Annotated in this window: 16 protein-coding genes and 1 pseudogene; 9 read left to right on the top strand and 8 right to left on the bottom strand. The window is 53.6% G+C overall.

The genetic code is table 11. From position 1 onward, the window contains the following. Positions 1-27: 27 nt before the first annotated feature. The 5 genes from dnaN to mutM form a co-directional block, all read right to left on the bottom strand. Positions 28-1,146 (bottom strand): DNA polymerase III subunit beta, encoded by a 1,119-nt coding sequence (gene dnaN / locus BFP70_RS12315; protein WP_066011939.1) that lies wholly within the window; start codon positions 1,144-1,146, stop codon positions 28-30. Between the two features lie 125 nt (positions 1,147-1,271). After that, entirely contained in the window at positions 1,272-2,639 is a 1,368-nt protein-coding gene (gene dnaA, locus BFP70_RS12310) for a chromosomal replication initiator protein DnaA (protein ID WP_066011937.1), read from the bottom strand. Positions 2,640-3,129: 490 nt separating this feature from the next. Then, positions 3,130-3,396 carry a 30S ribosomal protein S20 gene (gene rpsT / locus BFP70_RS12305; protein ID WP_066011936.1) on the bottom strand — a complete coding sequence of 89 codons (267 nt, stop codon included), beginning with the start codon at positions 3,394-3,396 and terminating at the stop codon, positions 3,130-3,132. A 175-nt stretch (positions 3,397-3,571) separates the two neighbouring features. After that, a complete protein-coding gene (locus BFP70_RS12300; protein ID WP_066011935.1) occupies positions 3,572-4,348 on the bottom strand; it encodes an enoyl-CoA hydratase in 777 nt (258 codons plus the stop codon). An 84-nt stretch (positions 4,349-4,432) separates the two neighbouring features. Further along, positions 4,433-5,278 carry a bifunctional DNA-formamidopyrimidine glycosylase/DNA-(apurinic or apyrimidinic site) lyase gene (gene mutM, locus BFP70_RS12295; protein WP_066011933.1) on the bottom strand — a complete coding sequence of 282 codons (846 nt, stop codon included), beginning with the start codon at positions 5,276-5,278 and terminating at the stop codon, positions 4,433-4,435. Between the two features lie 84 nt (positions 5,279-5,362). On the opposite strand from mutM, the gene ubiE reads away from it, so the two are divergent. After that, complete coding sequence (gene ubiE / locus BFP70_RS12290) at positions 5,363-6,115, top strand: bifunctional demethylmenaquinone methyltransferase/2-methoxy-6-polyprenyl-1,4-benzoquinol methylase UbiE (protein ID WP_066011930.1); 753 nt, start codon at positions 5,363-5,365, stop codon at positions 6,113-6,115. Between the two features lies 1 nt (position 6,116). Next, positions 6,117-7,643, top strand: a complete 1,527-nt coding sequence (gene ubiB, locus BFP70_RS12285) for a 2-polyprenylphenol 6-hydroxylase (RefSeq protein ID WP_066011929.1) — start codon at positions 6,117-6,119, stop codon at positions 7,641-7,643. Between the two features lies 1 nt (position 7,644). Here ubiB and BFP70_RS12280 read toward each other — a convergent pair whose 3' ends face one another. Both BFP70_RS12280 and BFP70_RS12275 read right to left on the bottom strand, forming a co-directional pair. Continuing rightward, positions 7,645-8,331, bottom strand: coding sequence for a flagellar hook capping FlgD N-terminal domain-containing protein (locus BFP70_RS12280; protein WP_066011927.1), 687 nt, complete (start codon positions 8,329-8,331; stop codon positions 7,645-7,647). 12 nt (positions 8,332-8,343) lie between these two features. After that, positions 8,344-10,395 (bottom strand): flagellar hook-length control protein FliK, encoded by a 2,052-nt coding sequence (locus BFP70_RS12275; RefSeq protein WP_083217489.1) that lies wholly within the window; start codon positions 10,393-10,395, stop codon positions 8,344-8,346. A gap of 112 nt (positions 10,396-10,507) precedes the next feature. Here BFP70_RS12275 and BFP70_RS12265 point away from each other — a divergent pair, with 112 nt between their 5' ends. From BFP70_RS12265 to BFP70_RS12240, 6 genes are all read left to right on the top strand, one after another. After that, on the top strand, positions 10,508-10,810 hold the full coding sequence (locus tag BFP70_RS12265) for a rod-binding protein (RefSeq protein ID WP_066011922.1): 303 nt from the start codon (positions 10,508-10,510) through the stop codon (positions 10,808-10,810). Next, positions 10,807-11,151, top strand: coding sequence for a hypothetical protein (locus BFP70_RS12260; RefSeq protein ID WP_066011920.1), 345 nt, complete (start codon positions 10,807-10,809; stop codon positions 11,149-11,151). Before BFP70_RS12265 ends, BFP70_RS12260 begins: the two co-directional genes overlap by 4 nt. 228 nt (positions 11,152-11,379) lie before the next feature. Beyond that, positions 11,380-12,204, top strand: coding sequence for a flagellin (locus BFP70_RS12255; RefSeq protein WP_066011918.1), 825 nt, complete (start codon positions 11,380-11,382; stop codon positions 12,202-12,204). A gap of 85 nt (positions 12,205-12,289) precedes the next feature. Then, positions 12,290-12,667: a flagellar biosynthesis regulator FlaF gene (gene flaF, locus BFP70_RS12250; RefSeq protein WP_066011917.1), complete on the top strand. Its 378-nt coding sequence runs from the start codon at positions 12,290-12,292 to the stop codon at positions 12,665-12,667. Continuing rightward, positions 12,664-13,071 carry a flagellar biosynthesis repressor FlbT gene (gene flbT, locus BFP70_RS12245; protein WP_066011915.1) on the top strand — a complete coding sequence of 136 codons (408 nt, stop codon included), beginning with the start codon at positions 12,664-12,666 and terminating at the stop codon, positions 13,069-13,071. Before flaF ends, flbT begins: the two co-directional genes overlap by 4 nt. Next, positions 13,068-13,892 (top strand): DUF1217 domain-containing protein, encoded by an 825-nt coding sequence (locus tag BFP70_RS12240; protein ID WP_066011913.1) that lies wholly within the window; start codon positions 13,068-13,070, stop codon positions 13,890-13,892. The genes flbT and BFP70_RS12240 overlap by 4 nt, the downstream gene beginning before the upstream one ends. 246 nt (positions 13,893-14,138) lie before the next feature. Here BFP70_RS12240 and BFP70_RS12235 read toward each other — a convergent pair whose 3' ends face one another. Next, positions 14,139-14,468, bottom strand: coding sequence for an integrase core domain-containing protein (locus tag BFP70_RS12235; protein WP_083217488.1), 330 nt, complete (start codon positions 14,466-14,468; stop codon positions 14,139-14,141). Between the two features lie 23 nt (positions 14,469-14,491). Between BFP70_RS12235 and BFP70_RS12230 the strand changes: the two are divergent. Next, positions 14,492-14,835 (top strand): annotated as a pseudogene (locus tag BFP70_RS12230) (IS3 family transposase); the annotation flags it as partial.

Raw genomic sequence — 14,835 nt, 5'->3', positions numbered from 1 at the left:
GTAATTTCCGTCTAAAACTGTTTGAAATCAAACGCGCATCGGCATGACGACATAGACAGCTGACGTGTCAGAGCCTTCGCGCATCAATGTCGGATCACCCGAGGAGTTGAACATGAAAACGGCATTTTCACGGTCCACCTGATTGGCGATTTCCAGAAGGTATTTTGCGTTAAAGCCAATTTCAAGATGCTCGTCATTATAGGCAACGACCAGCTCTTCTTCCGCGGCCCCCGCATCGGGCGCATTGACCGACAATACCAACTTATCAGTATCCAGCGTCAGCTTCACGGCACGTGACCGTTCCGATGACACGGTCGCCACACGGTCCACCGCCTTGGCAAATTCGCTGGCATCGACTTCCAGGCGCCGGGTATTTCCCATCGGAATGACGCGGGTGTAATCGGGGAATGTTCCGTCAATGACCTTCGACGTCAATGAGATGGTCGGCGTTGCAAAACGCACCTTGGTTTCCGATACGGAGACGGCGATCTGCGCCTCATCATCATCCAAAAGCTTACGCAGTTCTCCGACGGTTTTGCGTGGAACGATCACGCCCGGCATGGCTTCGGCACCAGAGGGCAAGGGCGCATCGATGCGCGCAAGCCGGTGCCCATCGGTTGCCACGGCGCGCAGGGCCTGACCATCTTCGCCGGTAGCAACATGCAGATACACACCGTTCAGGTAATATCGTGTTTCCTCGGTCGAAATCGCGAAGCGAGACTTTTCAAAAAGACGCTTAAGCGTTCCGGCCTGCGCCGTGAAATTCGCAGCATAATCCGAGCTGGCCATGACCGGGAAATCTTCACGCGGCAATGTCGCAAGGTTGAAGTTTGAGCGACCGGCTTCCACCGTCAGGCGCCCGGCTGCAGGATCATCAATCAGCTGGATAAGCGCGCCATCGGGCAATTTACGCACGATTTCATGCAGCAACACAGCAGAGACAGTCGTTGCCCCGGCGCGTTCAACCACCGCTGCGGCTTTGTCCACCACTTCAATATCCAAATCGGTGGCACGGAAGGATGCCGTATCGCCTTCGGCTTCGATCAGCACATTCGCCAAGATCGGTATCGTATTGCGGCGCTCCACGACGGATTGCGCCTGAGCCACTGCTTTCAGAAGCGCGGCGCGTTCGATGCTGATTTTCATATCAATCCCTCACGGCTTCCGGGAGTGGGAATTTAACACTATCCTCCCCGGCGACAAGCGTTTTTCGGACCCTTCACCGCTTTCACAGAGGCGTCAAGGGTCCGAAGTGCATTGCAGCAACAGTCTTAGTTTTCGAGGAGACGACGCAACAGGTCAATATCTTCCGAAAGTTGCCGATCATCGCCTTTGAGCTCTTCGATCTTGCGGATGCCATGCATGATCGTCGTGTGATCACGCCCACCAAACCGGCGGCCGATATCAGGCAATGACCGCGTGGTCAGCTGCTTGGACAGATACATCGCGACCTGCCGCGGACGGGCGATGGTGCGCACGCGCTTCGGCCCGATCATATCCGACAAACGCACGTTGTAATGCTCTGCCACTTTGCGCTGAATTTCCTCAATCGTGACCTTTCGGTCCGATGCTCGCAAAATATCGGTCAGACATTCTTGCGCCAGATCCAATGTGATTTCGCGCCCAACCAACGATGCAAAGGCGAACAAACGCGTCAGTGCGCCTTCCAAAACACGCACGTTGGTCGAGATCCTATGCGCCAGGAACTCCAGCACACCATCGGCCAGCACCAATCCCGGATACTGCAAGCGATAACTTTCGGTTTTGGTCTGTAAAATGCCCAAACGAAGTTCGTAATCCGTCGGGTGCAAATCGACCACCAAACCACATTGCAGCCGCGACTTGATCCGGTCTTCCAGTTCTTTGATCTCGCCCGGGGCGCGATCTGCTGAAATGACAATCTGCTTACCTTGATCGACCAACGCGTTGAATGTGTGGAAGAATTCTTCCTGCGTGGAATCTTTTCCGGCGATGAATTGCACATCATCCACCATCAAGACATCGACCGAGCGGAACATCTCTTTGAAGTCCATGATCTGACGTTCACGCAAGGCCTGTACGAAGCGATACATGAACTGCTCTGCCGACAGATATAAAACGCGAAGATCCGGGCGGCCCTGCTGCAATTCATGCGCTATGGCATGCATCAGGTGCGTTTTGCCCAAGCCCACGCCACCATATAGGAACAGCGGGTTGAACGTGACGGGACCACCTTCTGCGACACGGCGCGCGGCAGCATGCGCCAGCTCGTTCGGCTTTCCAACCACGAAGCGGTCAAAAGTAAACCGCGCATCCAACGGCGCACCGGGCAGATCAACGTCTTCTTGCACAGCCGCGCGGCGGACGTTTGATTGCGGCGGCACAGAACGCGGCGCAGCGATATTGGCAGCCGGTCGCGCATGCGCCACCTTCAGGTCAATTCGCTCCACGGTGATACCGGCTTTGCGCAGCTCTCGCAGGATCGATTCCGCAAAATTCCGCTGCACCCAGTCGCGCATGAATTTTGTCGGCACTTCAAAGGCAGCTATGCCTTCGTCGACCGTGATGACGCGCAGCGGCGCGATCCATGTCAGGTAATTGTTTTTACCAACAGTTTTCTCAAGCTCATTGCACACCCGCCCCCAGGTTTCTTCGGTCATTTTTTTTTGCCCAGTTTACACACACCAAATCTGCCGCAAACCACGCACTCGAAAATACTCCCTCGTCAGGACGATGAACATCGCCCAGCTTGGGTGGTGTATTTCTAAAGAACACAAAACACCGCCCCCGAAAAACGGGTTCGGCATTCGCCGTTGAAAGGGGGTGGCAGCCCCCCTATGTCATCGGATTCGCATCAGGCAACCGAAGTGCTCGGTCCTTTTTCGTTGTCGTGGCAGACTTTTAGACCTGCTCCGGTTTTGACTGATGCGGCATGTCCCCCGAGGCGACTTAGCTCGCTCGGGGAAGCTAGCCCGGTCCGTGGTCGAGTCGCAATAGAACTTCACGCTTGACTCGCATGTGCGTGAAACGAATCTGTCCACAGCCAGCAAAACTACAACATCCGACATAAGGCATTGAATATGTTCAAGAAAAACGATAGGGCGCCCAAAGGCGCCCTAATATTTATTAGATTTTTAAGGTCGAATCGACTTAGACGTTCAGGGCCTTAACACGCGCGGTCAAACGCGAAATTTTACGCGCGGCTGTGTTCTTATGAACAACGCCTTTGGTGACACCACGCATCAATTCTGGCTCTGCTGCCAACAAGGCTGCGCGTGCGGCATCATACTCGCCCGACGTGATAGCTTCTTCAACGCCGCGCAGGTATGTACGAATGCGCGAACGGCGTGCTTTGTTGATGTCGTTGCGACGCTCGGCCTGGCGGGCGCGCTTTTTGGACTGGGGCGTGTTTGCCATGGTGATTTCTCACTTTCCGGGTCAATTACAAAATAATTTGCGCAAAAGCCCGGATCCAGTGAACCGGAATGATTCTAGCCTAAGCGGGCTCCACGCGCATGTCAGCGGTTCTAATACGGGGAAACGCCAAAAAAGGAAAGAGGAAAACCGCGTGCCCCCCTCTTTTCTGGGATGTTTATTTGTCGCGGAACTGCGGCTCGCGCTTAGCCAAGAAGGCCGACATGCCCTCTTTTTGGTCCTCAGTGGCGAATAGCGCATGGAACGCACGGCGTTCAAACAGCAGCCCCTCCGCCAGGGTCGTTTCATAGGACCGGTTCACAGCTTCTTTCGCAGTCATCGTCGCAATCTGCGATTTCTCCGCGATTTTCGCAGCTGTCGCCATGGCTTCAGGCACCAATTTGGCCGCCGGCACGATGCGGCTTACTAACCCCGAACGCTCCGCCTCTTCGGCCTCCATAAAGCGGCCAGTCAGATGCATATCCATCGCTTTCGATTTACCGACGAATCGCGTCAGTCGCTGTGTGCCACCGATACCGGCGCAGATGCCCAGATTGATCTCTGGCTGACCAAATTTGGCATTGTCGGCGCAGATGATGAAGTCACACATCATCGCCAATTCACACCCACCACCCAACGCATAGCCTGACACGGCAGCGATCACGGGTTTGCGCGTGCGGATGAAGCTGTCAGCCGCTGGGCCGAAGAAATCCGACGCATACATGTCGACAAAGCTTTTTTCCGACATTTCCTTGATATCGGCACCGGCCGCAAAGGCCTTTTCAGTGCCAGTGATGACGATGCAGCGCACCTTGTCATTCGCATCCAGCGACCCCAACGCAGCGGTCAATTCTGTCAGCAGCTTGCTGTTCAGGGCGTTCAGCGCCTCTGGACGATTCAGCCGGATCAGGGCGACATTGTCTTCGATCTCGACGAGCAGGGTCTCGTAGGCCATGCGGCAGTGCCTTTCCTTGTGTTAGCCGAGTCCTATCAGGGTGGCCCTAGATATCAAGTCACCTTTCATCGGCGTGAGCCGCCGTTACTTTTGACATGTCGGGCAAAAGAAACTGGAGCGGCCGGATTGCACGATCCGTTTGATCGGCGTCGCACATGTGGCACAGGGCGTGCTTTCCCGATCATAAACCCGAAAGACATGTTGAAAATATCCAAGCTCTCCATCGGCTTGGCGGTGATCCCGCAAGCTTGACCCACCTGCAGAAATCGCTTCTGACAAGACATCGCGAACAATCGGCACAAGGCGCGCCAGACGCGCTGCCGAGATCCTCTTTGCCTGCCTGCGCGGGTCTATGCCGGCGCGAAACAAGACCTCTGAGACATAAATATTACCCAATCCGGCAACAACTTTTTGATCCAGAAGCACGGTTTTAATCGGACTGGCGCGGTTTTTCACGGCATTGACCAAATAGTCTTCATCGAAATTATTGCCAAACGGCTCTGGCCCGATCCCTTGCAGCAGCCAATGCGCCGCTTCGCGATCGGTGCGGACCAGATCCATCGCACCAAAGCGGCGCGCATCATTGAATGTTACGCGCCCACCGCCTTCCATATGCAGCACAACATGATCGTGCTTTTGCGCCGCAGGGTGATCCAAATGGAAATCGCCCACTGCCACACCTGACACCAGCATCCGCCCTGACATGCCCAAATGGACCAGCAGGCTTTCGCCGCTGTCCAGATCCGCTAGGATATATTTTGACCGCCGCCGCAGCTGACGCACCCTCGCCCCCTCCAGCCGTTCTTTCATCCGGGACGGAAGCGGCCATCGCAGGTCCGGGCGATTGATGTCGGCACGCATAATCACCTTGCCCTCCATCGCGGGCAAAAGGCCCCGCCGGACGGTTTCAACTTCGGGCAATTCGGGCATTGTGACTCCTGTCGCATTGTCATGGGCAAAACGGCCCCTATAAGAAGGGGAGTGTTTGCTAAACCTCAAGAGGCCGTAGAAAAAATGAACGACAGCCAAAGCAAGACGACGCATTTCGGATTTCAGACTGTGGATGAAGATGCCAAAGCTGGAATGGTGCATGGCGTTTTTTCGAAAGTGGCCTCGAAATACGACATTATGAATGATCTGATGAGCGTCGGCATTCACCGCATCTGGAAGGATGCGATGATGGATTGGCTTGCGCCGCGGCCCGGGCAAAAGCTGCTGGATGTTGCGGGCGGGACCGGCGATGTGGCCTTTCGGTTCCTTAACCGTGCCCCCGGCGCGACCGCAACTGTGTGCGATATGACGGAATCGATGCTGATCGCTGGGCAACAGCGCGCCGAAGCCGAAGATATGGCGCAACGTCTTGATTGGGTTGTAGGCGATGCGATGGCTTTGCCGTTTGAAAGCAATAGTTTCGACACCTACACGATCTCTTTTGGGATCCGAAACGTGACCCGCGTGCAAGATGCGCTGAACGAGGCCTATCGCGTATTGAAACCCGGAGGTCGGTTGATGGTCCTGGAATTTAGCCAGATCCCGAATGAGCTGATGCAGAAAGCCTATGACCTCTATTCGTTCAATATCATCCCCGTGATGGGGCAGATTGTGGCGAATGACCGGGACAGCTATCAATATCTGGTGGAATCTATTCGAAAATTTCCCGACCAGGATACGTTTTTGGGCATGATCCGTAAGGCAGGATTTGAACAGGCAAGCTATCGGAACATGACTATGGGCATCGCGGCATTGCACTCTGGTTGGAAGATTTAAGATGCGCGGTCCGCATAATATCTGGCGTTTAATCCGCACCGGCGCGACCTTTATCCGCTCTGGTGCGATGCATCACGCATTGGACGCGATGAATGCCCCGCCACGATTGCGCGCTGTCGCCTATGCGATGTCCGCGCCCTTCGCGTGGTTGGGATATAAGGGCGATCCCAAGCTGCCGCCGGTTACCCGTGCAATCACGGCACTTGGACCAGCATATATCAAATTTGGTCAGATCTTATCGACGCGGCCTGATGTGGTGGGCGTAGAGGTGGCCGATCAATTGCGCGTGCTGCAAGACAAGCTGCCGCCGTTTTCGACTGAGATCGCCAAGACAATGATTGAAGCCGAGCTGGAGCGCCCGATCTCCGAGCTGTTCTCGGAGTTTTCAGAGCCCGTCGCCGCGGCCTCTATCGCACAGGTGCATAGTGCAATCCGCGCCGATACCGGGGAACGCGTTGCTGTGAAGGTGCTGCGGCCAGGGATCGAAAAAGCTTTCCGCAAAGATCTGGATGCGTTTCATTTCGCGGCTGGGCTGATTGAATTCATATCACCATCTTCACGTCGGTTGCGACCCTCAGATGTCGTCAATCATTTCCAAAATACCGTGTTGGGAGAGCTGGATCTGCGGATGGAATCCGCGCGTGCATCTCAATTTTCTGCCAATACTGCGCGTGATGCGGGTTTTGATGTGCCCGAGCCCGTTTGGGGCATGTCCAGCAAAACAGTCATGGTAATGGGCTGGGCCGACGGTGCCCCGATGGGCGAACCCGACGCGATTGCCGCCGCCGGACACAACCTTGTGGAAATTTCTGAACGCGTTTTGCAGTTGTTTCTTAGCCACGCTTTGCGTGACGGGTATTTCCATGCGGATATGCACCAAGGCAATCTGAAGGTAGCGTCAAACGGGGATATTTTGGCCTATGATTTTGGAATCATGGGACAAATTGATGAATATACCCGCCGTGTCTATGCGGAAATCCTGATCGGCTTTATTCAGCGCGATTACTATCGTGTTGCGGAGGTACATTTTGAAGCAGGCTATGTTCCCGCCGACCGCGATGTGAACGAATTTGCCCTAGCCTTGCGTGCTGTGGGCGAACCCATCTTTGGGATGGATGCCAGTCACATTTCTATGGCACGGCTGCTGTCCTATTTGTTTGAAGTCACAGAACGGTTCGGCATGCCAACCCGCACCGAGCTGATATTGCTTCAACGGTCTATGGTCGTGGTAGAAGGTGTCGCGCGATCCCTGAACCCGTCGATTAATATGTGGCAAACGGCCGGCCCTGTTGTGGAAACCTATATTCGCACCACACTTGGCCCCAAAGCCGTTCTAAGGGATCTGCAACGCACTGCCAAAGTGCTGCATCATTTTAGCCCGCAATTGCCCGACCTTTTGAAAGCTTCGATCCAGCGCCAAGCGGCCGCACCACCACCACCGGCCGTAAAGCCGCTGCATCCCGTCATTTGGTCGGCAGCGCTGGTCGCGGTGTTCGCGGCAGGGGCAGCCGTTGGCACCATCTTGTAATCTATGATGGGCTGCGCAAGGCTGTCACGGCGCTGCTGTTCACAGTGGCGCCTGACGCCATCACCAGCTCGGTTCCGCCATCTGCAACGCGGGCCTCGACAATGCGGCCATAGGCTTCTGCCGTATTTGTCGACAACAGATCGTCCCCGGAATAGGATTCCAATTTGAACGTATAGCTGCCCGCTGCAACCGTAGTGCCAGCATTGTTCGTGCCATCCCATTGCACAAGATCCTCAGTAACATCCACAGTTGCTGAATAAATCTTGGTGCCACCGGCGTTATAAACTGACAGCTTTGCCGAATCGGCATCTGAAGCAGCATCCGTCGCCACAGTGATCGGGTCACCGTAAAAGTAGACGGGCTGATCCGTGCGCGCATCCATTCCCACCCAGCTTGCTAACTCGGAAATGCCAGATCCGCTGACTTTCCCAATCAGGGTTTCCAAAAGCTGATTGGTTTGCACTGTCTGTTCAACGCCAGAGAACGTCGCCAATTGCACCGCAAAATCCGTAGAATCCATCGGGTTCAACGGATCTTGGTTTTGCATCTGCACAGTCAACATCTGCAAAAATGTTGTAAAATCAGAGGTAATTGCAGAGGCAGAGTTCTCGGTCGCGTCTGCTGTGGCGGTGCTTGATGCGGTGGTGGTAGTGGTTGCGGCACTGGTTGCCGCGCTAACGGTGGCCATTCTGGACACTCCTTACATACGAAGATCTAACCCGCTCAGGCCTGTGGCACGGGTCGGGGATTGCGTGGGTAGGTCAGCGGTGCTCGCTCGGCGCGGGTCAAGATCTCCTGCCCCTGCAGATACAACATCTTGCAGTCGCGACCAGCCTTCAGCCGAACGCTGACGATTCTGGTTCGAATCGGAGAACGAAAAACTGACGTCTGAATAACCAAGTGCGCGCATATCCTTGCTTAATTGGTCGATATTGCGCCGCATCAGGTCCAAGGTCTCAGGCCGCTCTGCTTGCACCAAAACAGTCATTGACGAGTCGGATGACTGCAGCACCAAACGCACCTTTCCCAACTCCTCAGGTGACAGACTGATTTCAACGGGCCCATCTGGAAGCGTTTTTACAGCTGCGGTCACCTGCTGACTGACGGATTGCGCAAGGGTGGTGGTTGCCGTGTGCGTGGCACCGTCATGTGTAACGGGCGCTGCAGGGGAGGTCAGTGCAAAGCCGACAGATGGCGATTCGTCTATCATCGCTGTTGTCGTTTGAAGTTCAGTCGCTGCATTCAACGGCGCCGCCAGCTTAGTGATAAGCGCGGATTGGGATGTTGCAACGGTTGCCGTCACTGCATTTGACGGATTCTGCGCCTGTGTTTGCGGCGCGACAATCTGTTCGGGCACCTGCTCTCGTGGGCGTTGTCCCGCCTGACTGTCTGGAACGGCCTTGGATGAGGGTGCCGCCTGCATATCAACGCGTGGTGAGCCATCCGTGATCGAGCCCGCAGATACACGTGGACTGACTTGCGGCGGCGTTTGCATAGCATCGTCTTGCAACGTGGCCTTCGGCGCATCTGGCGTCGGGGAGGTGGGTTGAGCAGGCGCCGTAGTGTTACGCTCCAAGCTGGTTGGTTTAACTGCCGCCGTGGAATCGCTGGTACTGGGCGTCATAGCCGAAGCCGATGTCACAGGTGGTGTCGCGGGACGATCACTCTGATTGGGCTGCTGGCCAATGGACACTTGTGATACGCTTTTTAACGTGGCCTCCAAAGATTGCTGTCGATTTGCGCGCGGCTCAACGCCATCATCTTGCGCAGCCTTACCCATTATGGGTTGGGCGCTCTCCGCTTTCACGGCGCTTACGAATCGTTGAGTCGCAGCCGCATCTGCTTTGGGCGCCAATCCGGCCAAAACAGAATTATCGCTGCGGAAAACGTCCAGAACAGGTGCAGCCGTAGGCGCTGCTGGCACTGTCGATCCAGTCATCAGAGCCTGTGCTTTTGCAGCCGGTTCCTGTGCCGCAAATTCGCGATCACTCATTGAAGGCATTTTTGCGGGCATAGCCTCTTTGGAGATCGGCGCCGACGTCACGGATGGCGATGTTTCGTCCACGGTCGCCGCGGTGCTATCGGTCTTGAATGTCACCTGAGTCGGCAGGGCAGGATCAGTGATGGTCGGTTTTTGACCATCACGCGGTGAGGTCGAAACGGATAAAGGCTCGGCTACACTTGAATTAACGGCCCCGGGCACATCACGGGCAACAACAGCAACTTCCGCCATACGCGTATCATAGATGCCGACTTGCGCCGAAATACCAGGCTTATTTGTCGTACCGCTATCCCCCACAACGTCCGCCTCACGCCCCTTTGACGGCTCGTCCTTAGACGATTCTTTCCTTGGGGCGCCTACATTTAGCTGTTGATTTACTTCGACCTCTGGCGGTGCATCTGGAACGCGTATGACCGACATTTGAACCGCAACTGCGCCCTCGGCAAGCGGCATGTCTTCGCCTGTTTGTTCATATTCAACCATGGCATCATCAGTACTGGCCTCATGGCTCCAAGCTAGGAAATCAGTGCCAGAGAATCTGGGCGTAGACGAGGCCGAAGGCAGGTCAGACACCTTAAATCGCGCGTCTACTCTTGGCGTTGATGTGCCAGAAACACTCACAAAAAATGCATCTTCTGCATTTGTCGCCGTTTCCGACAACGGCGCGGTTGGCGTTTTCGCGGTCGCGTCGGCGGGCTTACCTTGAGTGTTCAAGAAGGACTGTGCTGTTTGTAAATTAAATAGGTCCATGATCCCCACGACTTCTGTCTGTGATTTTCCTCAACATGGCAGATTGAGGTTACCGGAATATTTACCGGTCTTGGGGCAAGTTGAAAAAAATCCACTCAATTGGAATGATGTTATGACCTCTTACCCCATAAATTCATCGTCGATTCCGGCGCCTTTGGTGCGGCAAGACGCTGCATCACCCGAAAAACTAGAGCAACTGCGCAAAGCCGCCATCGACCTTGAAGCCAGCTTTCTGGCGGAAATGTTACAACAAGCTGGGTTGGGCGAAATGGAATCTGAATTTTCTGGTGGTATCGGGGAAGAGCAATTTTCGTCATTCCTTCGGCAGGAACAGGCGAAGGCAATGGCGCAAGCCGGTGGAATTGGGCTTGCAGAACAAATCTTCAATGCGATGGTTAAAAGGATCGAAACATGAAGACTAAAGATGATGCTGCGATTGAGCAGGTAGTTGATATCTTGCGGCAAGAACGCGCAGCTATCCGCGACGCTGACTTTCCGAAAATGGCAATACTGATAGCGCGAAAAGAAGCGGCGATTGAGGGAATTCGATCGCTTCCGCTAATAAAGATTCGCCACATAAAGGAAATGTCCTTGGCCAATCAGCGGTTATTGGAGGCCGCTTTGAAAGGAATTCGCGCCGCGCAGTCACGACTTTCGGTCATTCAGCAAACTGCACGCAGTTTTCAAAGTTATGACGCAATGGGGCGCGGGCAAAAAATTTCCGGCCAATCCGGATCTGTAGAAAAACGGGCGTAAACCATTTTAATTAAAGTTGATCTATCTAAGGCCGGCCAAAGTGCCGGCCTTAGGATTCCGTTAGGAGATTTGATGCAGATTGCATCTTGCACCAACAGTGGTGGCGCGGATTTCGGAAAACTCGGAACCTGCAGGCGTCAGAAAGGACGTGTCCATTCGCTCAGAGACGTTCTGAGCGCTTTATAGAAAACTCAGCGCAAAAGGCGCTGCAATCTGAGGACCCAAAACATGTCCAGCATTCTGACAAACAACGGCGCAATGGTTGCCCTGCAGACGCTCAAGTCGATCAACTCTGACTTGGGCACCACTCAGGGCGCAATCTCGACCGGTAAAGAGATTGCTTCTGCGAAAGATAACTCGGCCATCTGGGCCATCTCCAAAGTGATGGAATCTGATGTTGCAGGCTTTAATGCCGTAGAAGATTCGCTTGCACTGGGCGAATCCACCGTTGCCGTCGCATCTACGGGTGCCGAACAGATCGTGGAAAAGCTGAAAGAGATCAAAGAAAAGGTCGTCGCAGCTTCCGGTGAAAACGTTGATAACAGCAAACTTGAAGCTGACGTTAACGAGCTTAAAGCGCAAATCACCTCGATCATTGGTGCATCGCAGTTCAACGGTGCAAACCTGTTGAATACCGCCGGTGGTGATATCACAGTTCTGTCATCGATTGACCGTGACGCTGCTGGTGCGGTAACCGCATCGAACATCACCGTCACGTCGGTGGATTTCGAAGCAGGCCTTGACTTGTCCACGGTCGATATGACCGACTCGGCCACCGCAGAAGCATCCATCGACGATATCGAACTGTTGATCGATACAGCAACCAATGGCGCAGCCGCACTGGGTGCGTCGGCGGCTCGTATCGCTGATCAGAAAGACTTCATCTCGAAGCTGAGTGACTCGGTAACCTCTGGTATTGGCTCGCTCGTTGATGCCGATATGGAAGAGCAGTCTGCTCGTCTCCAGGCCCTGCAGGTCCAGCAACAGTTGGGCGTTCAGGCACTATCGATCGCAAACCAGGCACCGCAGCAGCTCCTGTCGCTGTTCCGTTAATAAATTGATTGGGGGCGCGCATAGCGTCCCCAATTTTCGCGGAAAATCCGCGTAATGTTGTTTACAGCCACAGGAAGGGCTTCCAGTGAACGCTTATGCCATGGCCAAAACGGCCTATGCCAACCCATCACAATCAATCCGAACAGAGCGCGACATCGAGTTCGATGCTTTCGCACGGATTACAAGCCGGTTGCGTAATTCTGCTGCGAAGGGAAAAGACGGGTTTCCCGAACTTGCAGCAGCAGTCTATGAAAATCGCAAGCTATGGTCGATTATTTCTGCTGATGTTTCATCCGATGAAAATGGCTTGCCGAAAGCTCTACGAGCTCGCCTTTACTATCTTAATAAGTTTACGCAACAGCATAGCGGTAAAGTTTTAAAGCAATCTGCTTCTGTAGATCCATTAATTGAGATCAATACAGCAATCATGCGTGGACTTCGCCGCAAAGGGGAAGCAGCATGAGCGGACTTGTTTTAAAGCTTGCGCCAAAAGAGCGTGTGCTCATCAACGGTGCCGTTATCGAAAATGGCGAACGTCGTTCCCGCCTCGCTATTATGACGCCAAATGCGAACATTCTGCGCCTGCGTGATGCTATCCATCCGGAAGAAGCGAACACGCCAGTTAGGCGCGTGTGCTACATTGCACAACTTGTTCTTTCTGGGGATACTGACACAGAAAATAGCAAGCTACAGCTATTGCGCGGTATTGAACAGCTAAGCCAAGTTCTAACAGATCATGATAGCCGGACACAGCTCTCAGCTGCAACAAAGGCAGTAATTGATGATCAGCACTATCAAGCCTTGAAATCACTTCGGGCACTTCTTCCTCGAGAGGAGCGTCTTTTAGCTGCAGGACGTGCGCAATGACCTATCAACCCATCGTTCCATTAGCCGGTTTTGCAGGTTGGAAATTCTTAGAACGAACGATGGAAACGCAGCAGGCGGCTTTCTCCGCCTCTGCGCAAGTTCAATCCGATGAAGCATATTTCAGAGAAAATATAAGCAACATAGAGTCACCCGAAGACTTGGTGAAGGATTACCGCCTTCTAAAGGTATCCTTAGCCGCATTCGGATTAGAAGATGACATTGGGTCAAAATTCTTTATTCAAAAGGTTCTGGAAGAAGGTACCATTGAAGACGATAGCTTAGCGAATAAGCTGTCTGACAAAAGATACTTTGAACTCTCAGAAGCCTTTGGGTTTGATTTCACCCCACCAAATACAGTATTATCATCGTTCTCTGATGACATCATAGCAAAATATGAAGAGAGATCTTTTGAAACGGCTATCGGTGAGGTAGATTCCTCAATGCGAATTGCTTTGAATTTACAACGTGAATTGCCCGACCTCGCGGCTGAAGAGAGCTCTGAAAGAACGAAATGGTTTTCAATCATTGGCAACGAGGCTATGGCAACTGCTGTGCGTACCGGGCTTGGTCTGCCTGCGAGTGTTTCAAGTTTGGATGTCGATCAGCAAGTTGAAGCCTATGCACAAAAGGCCGAAGCCGTCTTCGGGTCGAGCGACCCTGCACAGTTCACAGATTCCGAAAAAGTTGATAAGCTTATTAAGTACTACTTGCTGCGAGAGCAGATCGAAAGCGGCGGCTACAGCTCTACAACAAAGGGGGCAACCGCTTTAACCTTATTGCAAAACATGGGGAATTCTTCTTCATTTTCAGCTTTATTCTAGATGTTTTCGATATCTGAGCTGAAATTACACTGCCTCCGTTCGGGCGTATGGTGTAAGCAATCCGTCCCTGTCTTCCGGGTCGCCAGAAGTGGCGTTGTTGAGTAAATCACTGATCGGACGAACGATCCCCTTTCCTGTTACCTTTCAGGTAATGGCCTCGATTTCGGCCCCGCCGAGGGCCGAGATTAGGTGGTCCCACTTATTTGGACAATTTTTCGGCTCAGCTAAGATGTAATCTGGTTGGTTTCATGCGGCCTTTTGCGTCTGTTCTGTTGTGAAGAATGCGTCGTTGGGTGATCGTTTGTCGAGAGCGGTGTGAGGCCGCTCAATGTTGTAGAAGCTGATCCAATCTTTAATCACGCGTTTGGCTTGGAACCCGTCGTGCAATTCATGCAAGTACACGGCCTCCTGTTTGAGGGACCGCCACAGCCGTTCAATGAAGATATTGTCGAGATAACGGCCACGCCCATCCATCGATATTTTGACTTCAGCTTCAGTCAAAGTGGTGATCCAGGCCGCACCAGTGAACTGCGATCCTTGATCGGTGTGAATCGCCCCGAGTTTGTCGGAGACCATCAACTTAAGTAAGGATGATGGTTATGACAAAAAGCAAAATGGCAAATCGCTACTCGCCAGAAGTTCGCGCGCGGGCGGTCCGGATGGTGTTTGAACATCAAGGTTCATATGAAACGCAAGCGGGCGCGATAGCGGCCATTTGCACCGTCAACATATTACCACCGCTTGGCACCAAGCCGATCCGGCCAAAGCTTCAGCCCGGCATCAGCAGGATACGGAGCTGCGCCCGGAGATCAAACGTGTCTGGGATGAGAATTATCAGGTCTACGGGGTCCGCAAGGCGTGGCATCAGCTGAAACGCGAGGGCTTTACGCTTGCACGCTGCACGGTGGAGCGCCTGATGAAACAGATCGGCATCCGTGGTGCC

The sequence above is a fragment of the Thioclava sp. SK-1 genome (assembly GCF_001705665.1).
Classification (GTDB): Bacteria; Pseudomonadota; Alphaproteobacteria; order Rhodobacterales; family Rhodobacteraceae; genus Thioclava.
Note: the sequence above shows the minus strand (reverse complement) of the source record. Positions and strands in the feature narration are given on the sequence as shown.

What these genes read in the sequence shown, in the direction of transcription:
- dnaN (WP_066011939.1), bottom strand. Translation starts at nt 1,146, where the DNA reads ATGAAAATCAGCATCGAACGCGCCGCGCTTCTGAAAGCAGTGGCTCAG.
- BFP70_RS12260 (WP_066011920.1), top strand. Translation starts at nt 10,807, where the DNA reads ATGAAGACTAAAGATGATGCTGCGATTGAGCAGGTAGTTGATATCTTG.
- BFP70_RS12265 (WP_066011922.1), top strand. Translation starts at nt 10,508, where the DNA reads ATGACCTCTTACCCCATAAATTCATCGTCGATTCCGGCGCCTTTGGTG.
- rpsT (WP_066011936.1), bottom strand. Translation starts at nt 3,396, where the DNA reads ATGGCAAACACGCCCCAGTCCAAAAAGCGCGCCCGCCAGGCCGAGCGT.
- BFP70_RS12280 (WP_066011927.1), bottom strand. Translation starts at nt 8,331, where the DNA reads ATGGCCACCGTTAGCGCGGCAACCAGTGCCGCAACCACTACCACCACC.
- mutM (WP_066011933.1), bottom strand. Translation starts at nt 5,278, where the DNA reads ATGCCCGAATTGCCCGAAGTTGAAACCGTCCGGCGGGGCCTTTTGCCC.
- BFP70_RS12240 (WP_066011913.1), top strand. Translation starts at nt 13,068, where the DNA reads ATGACCTATCAACCCATCGTTCCATTAGCCGGTTTTGCAGGTTGGAAA.
- ubiE (WP_066011930.1), top strand. Translation starts at nt 5,363, where the DNA reads ATGAACGACAGCCAAAGCAAGACGACGCATTTCGGATTTCAGACTGTG.
- ubiB (WP_066011929.1), top strand. Translation starts at nt 6,117, where the DNA reads ATGCGCGGTCCGCATAATATCTGGCGTTTAATCCGCACCGGCGCGACC.
- flbT (WP_066011915.1), top strand. Translation starts at nt 12,664, where the DNA reads ATGAGCGGACTTGTTTTAAAGCTTGCGCCAAAAGAGCGTGTGCTCATC.
- BFP70_RS12275 (WP_083217489.1), bottom strand. Translation starts at nt 10,395, where the DNA reads ATGGACCTATTTAATTTACAAACAGCACAGTCCTTCTTGAACACTCAA.
- BFP70_RS12255 (WP_066011918.1), top strand. Translation starts at nt 11,380, where the DNA reads ATGTCCAGCATTCTGACAAACAACGGCGCAATGGTTGCCCTGCAGACG.
- dnaA (WP_066011937.1), bottom strand. Translation starts at nt 2,639, where the DNA reads ATGACCGAAGAAACCTGGGGGCGGGTGTGCAATGAGCTTGAGAAAACT.
- BFP70_RS12235 (WP_083217488.1), bottom strand. Translation starts at nt 14,468, where the DNA reads ATGGTCTCCGACAAACTCGGGGCGATTCACACCGATCAAGGATCGCAG.
- BFP70_RS12300 (WP_066011935.1), bottom strand. Translation starts at nt 4,348, where the DNA reads ATGGCCTACGAGACCCTGCTCGTCGAGATCGAAGACAATGTCGCCCTG.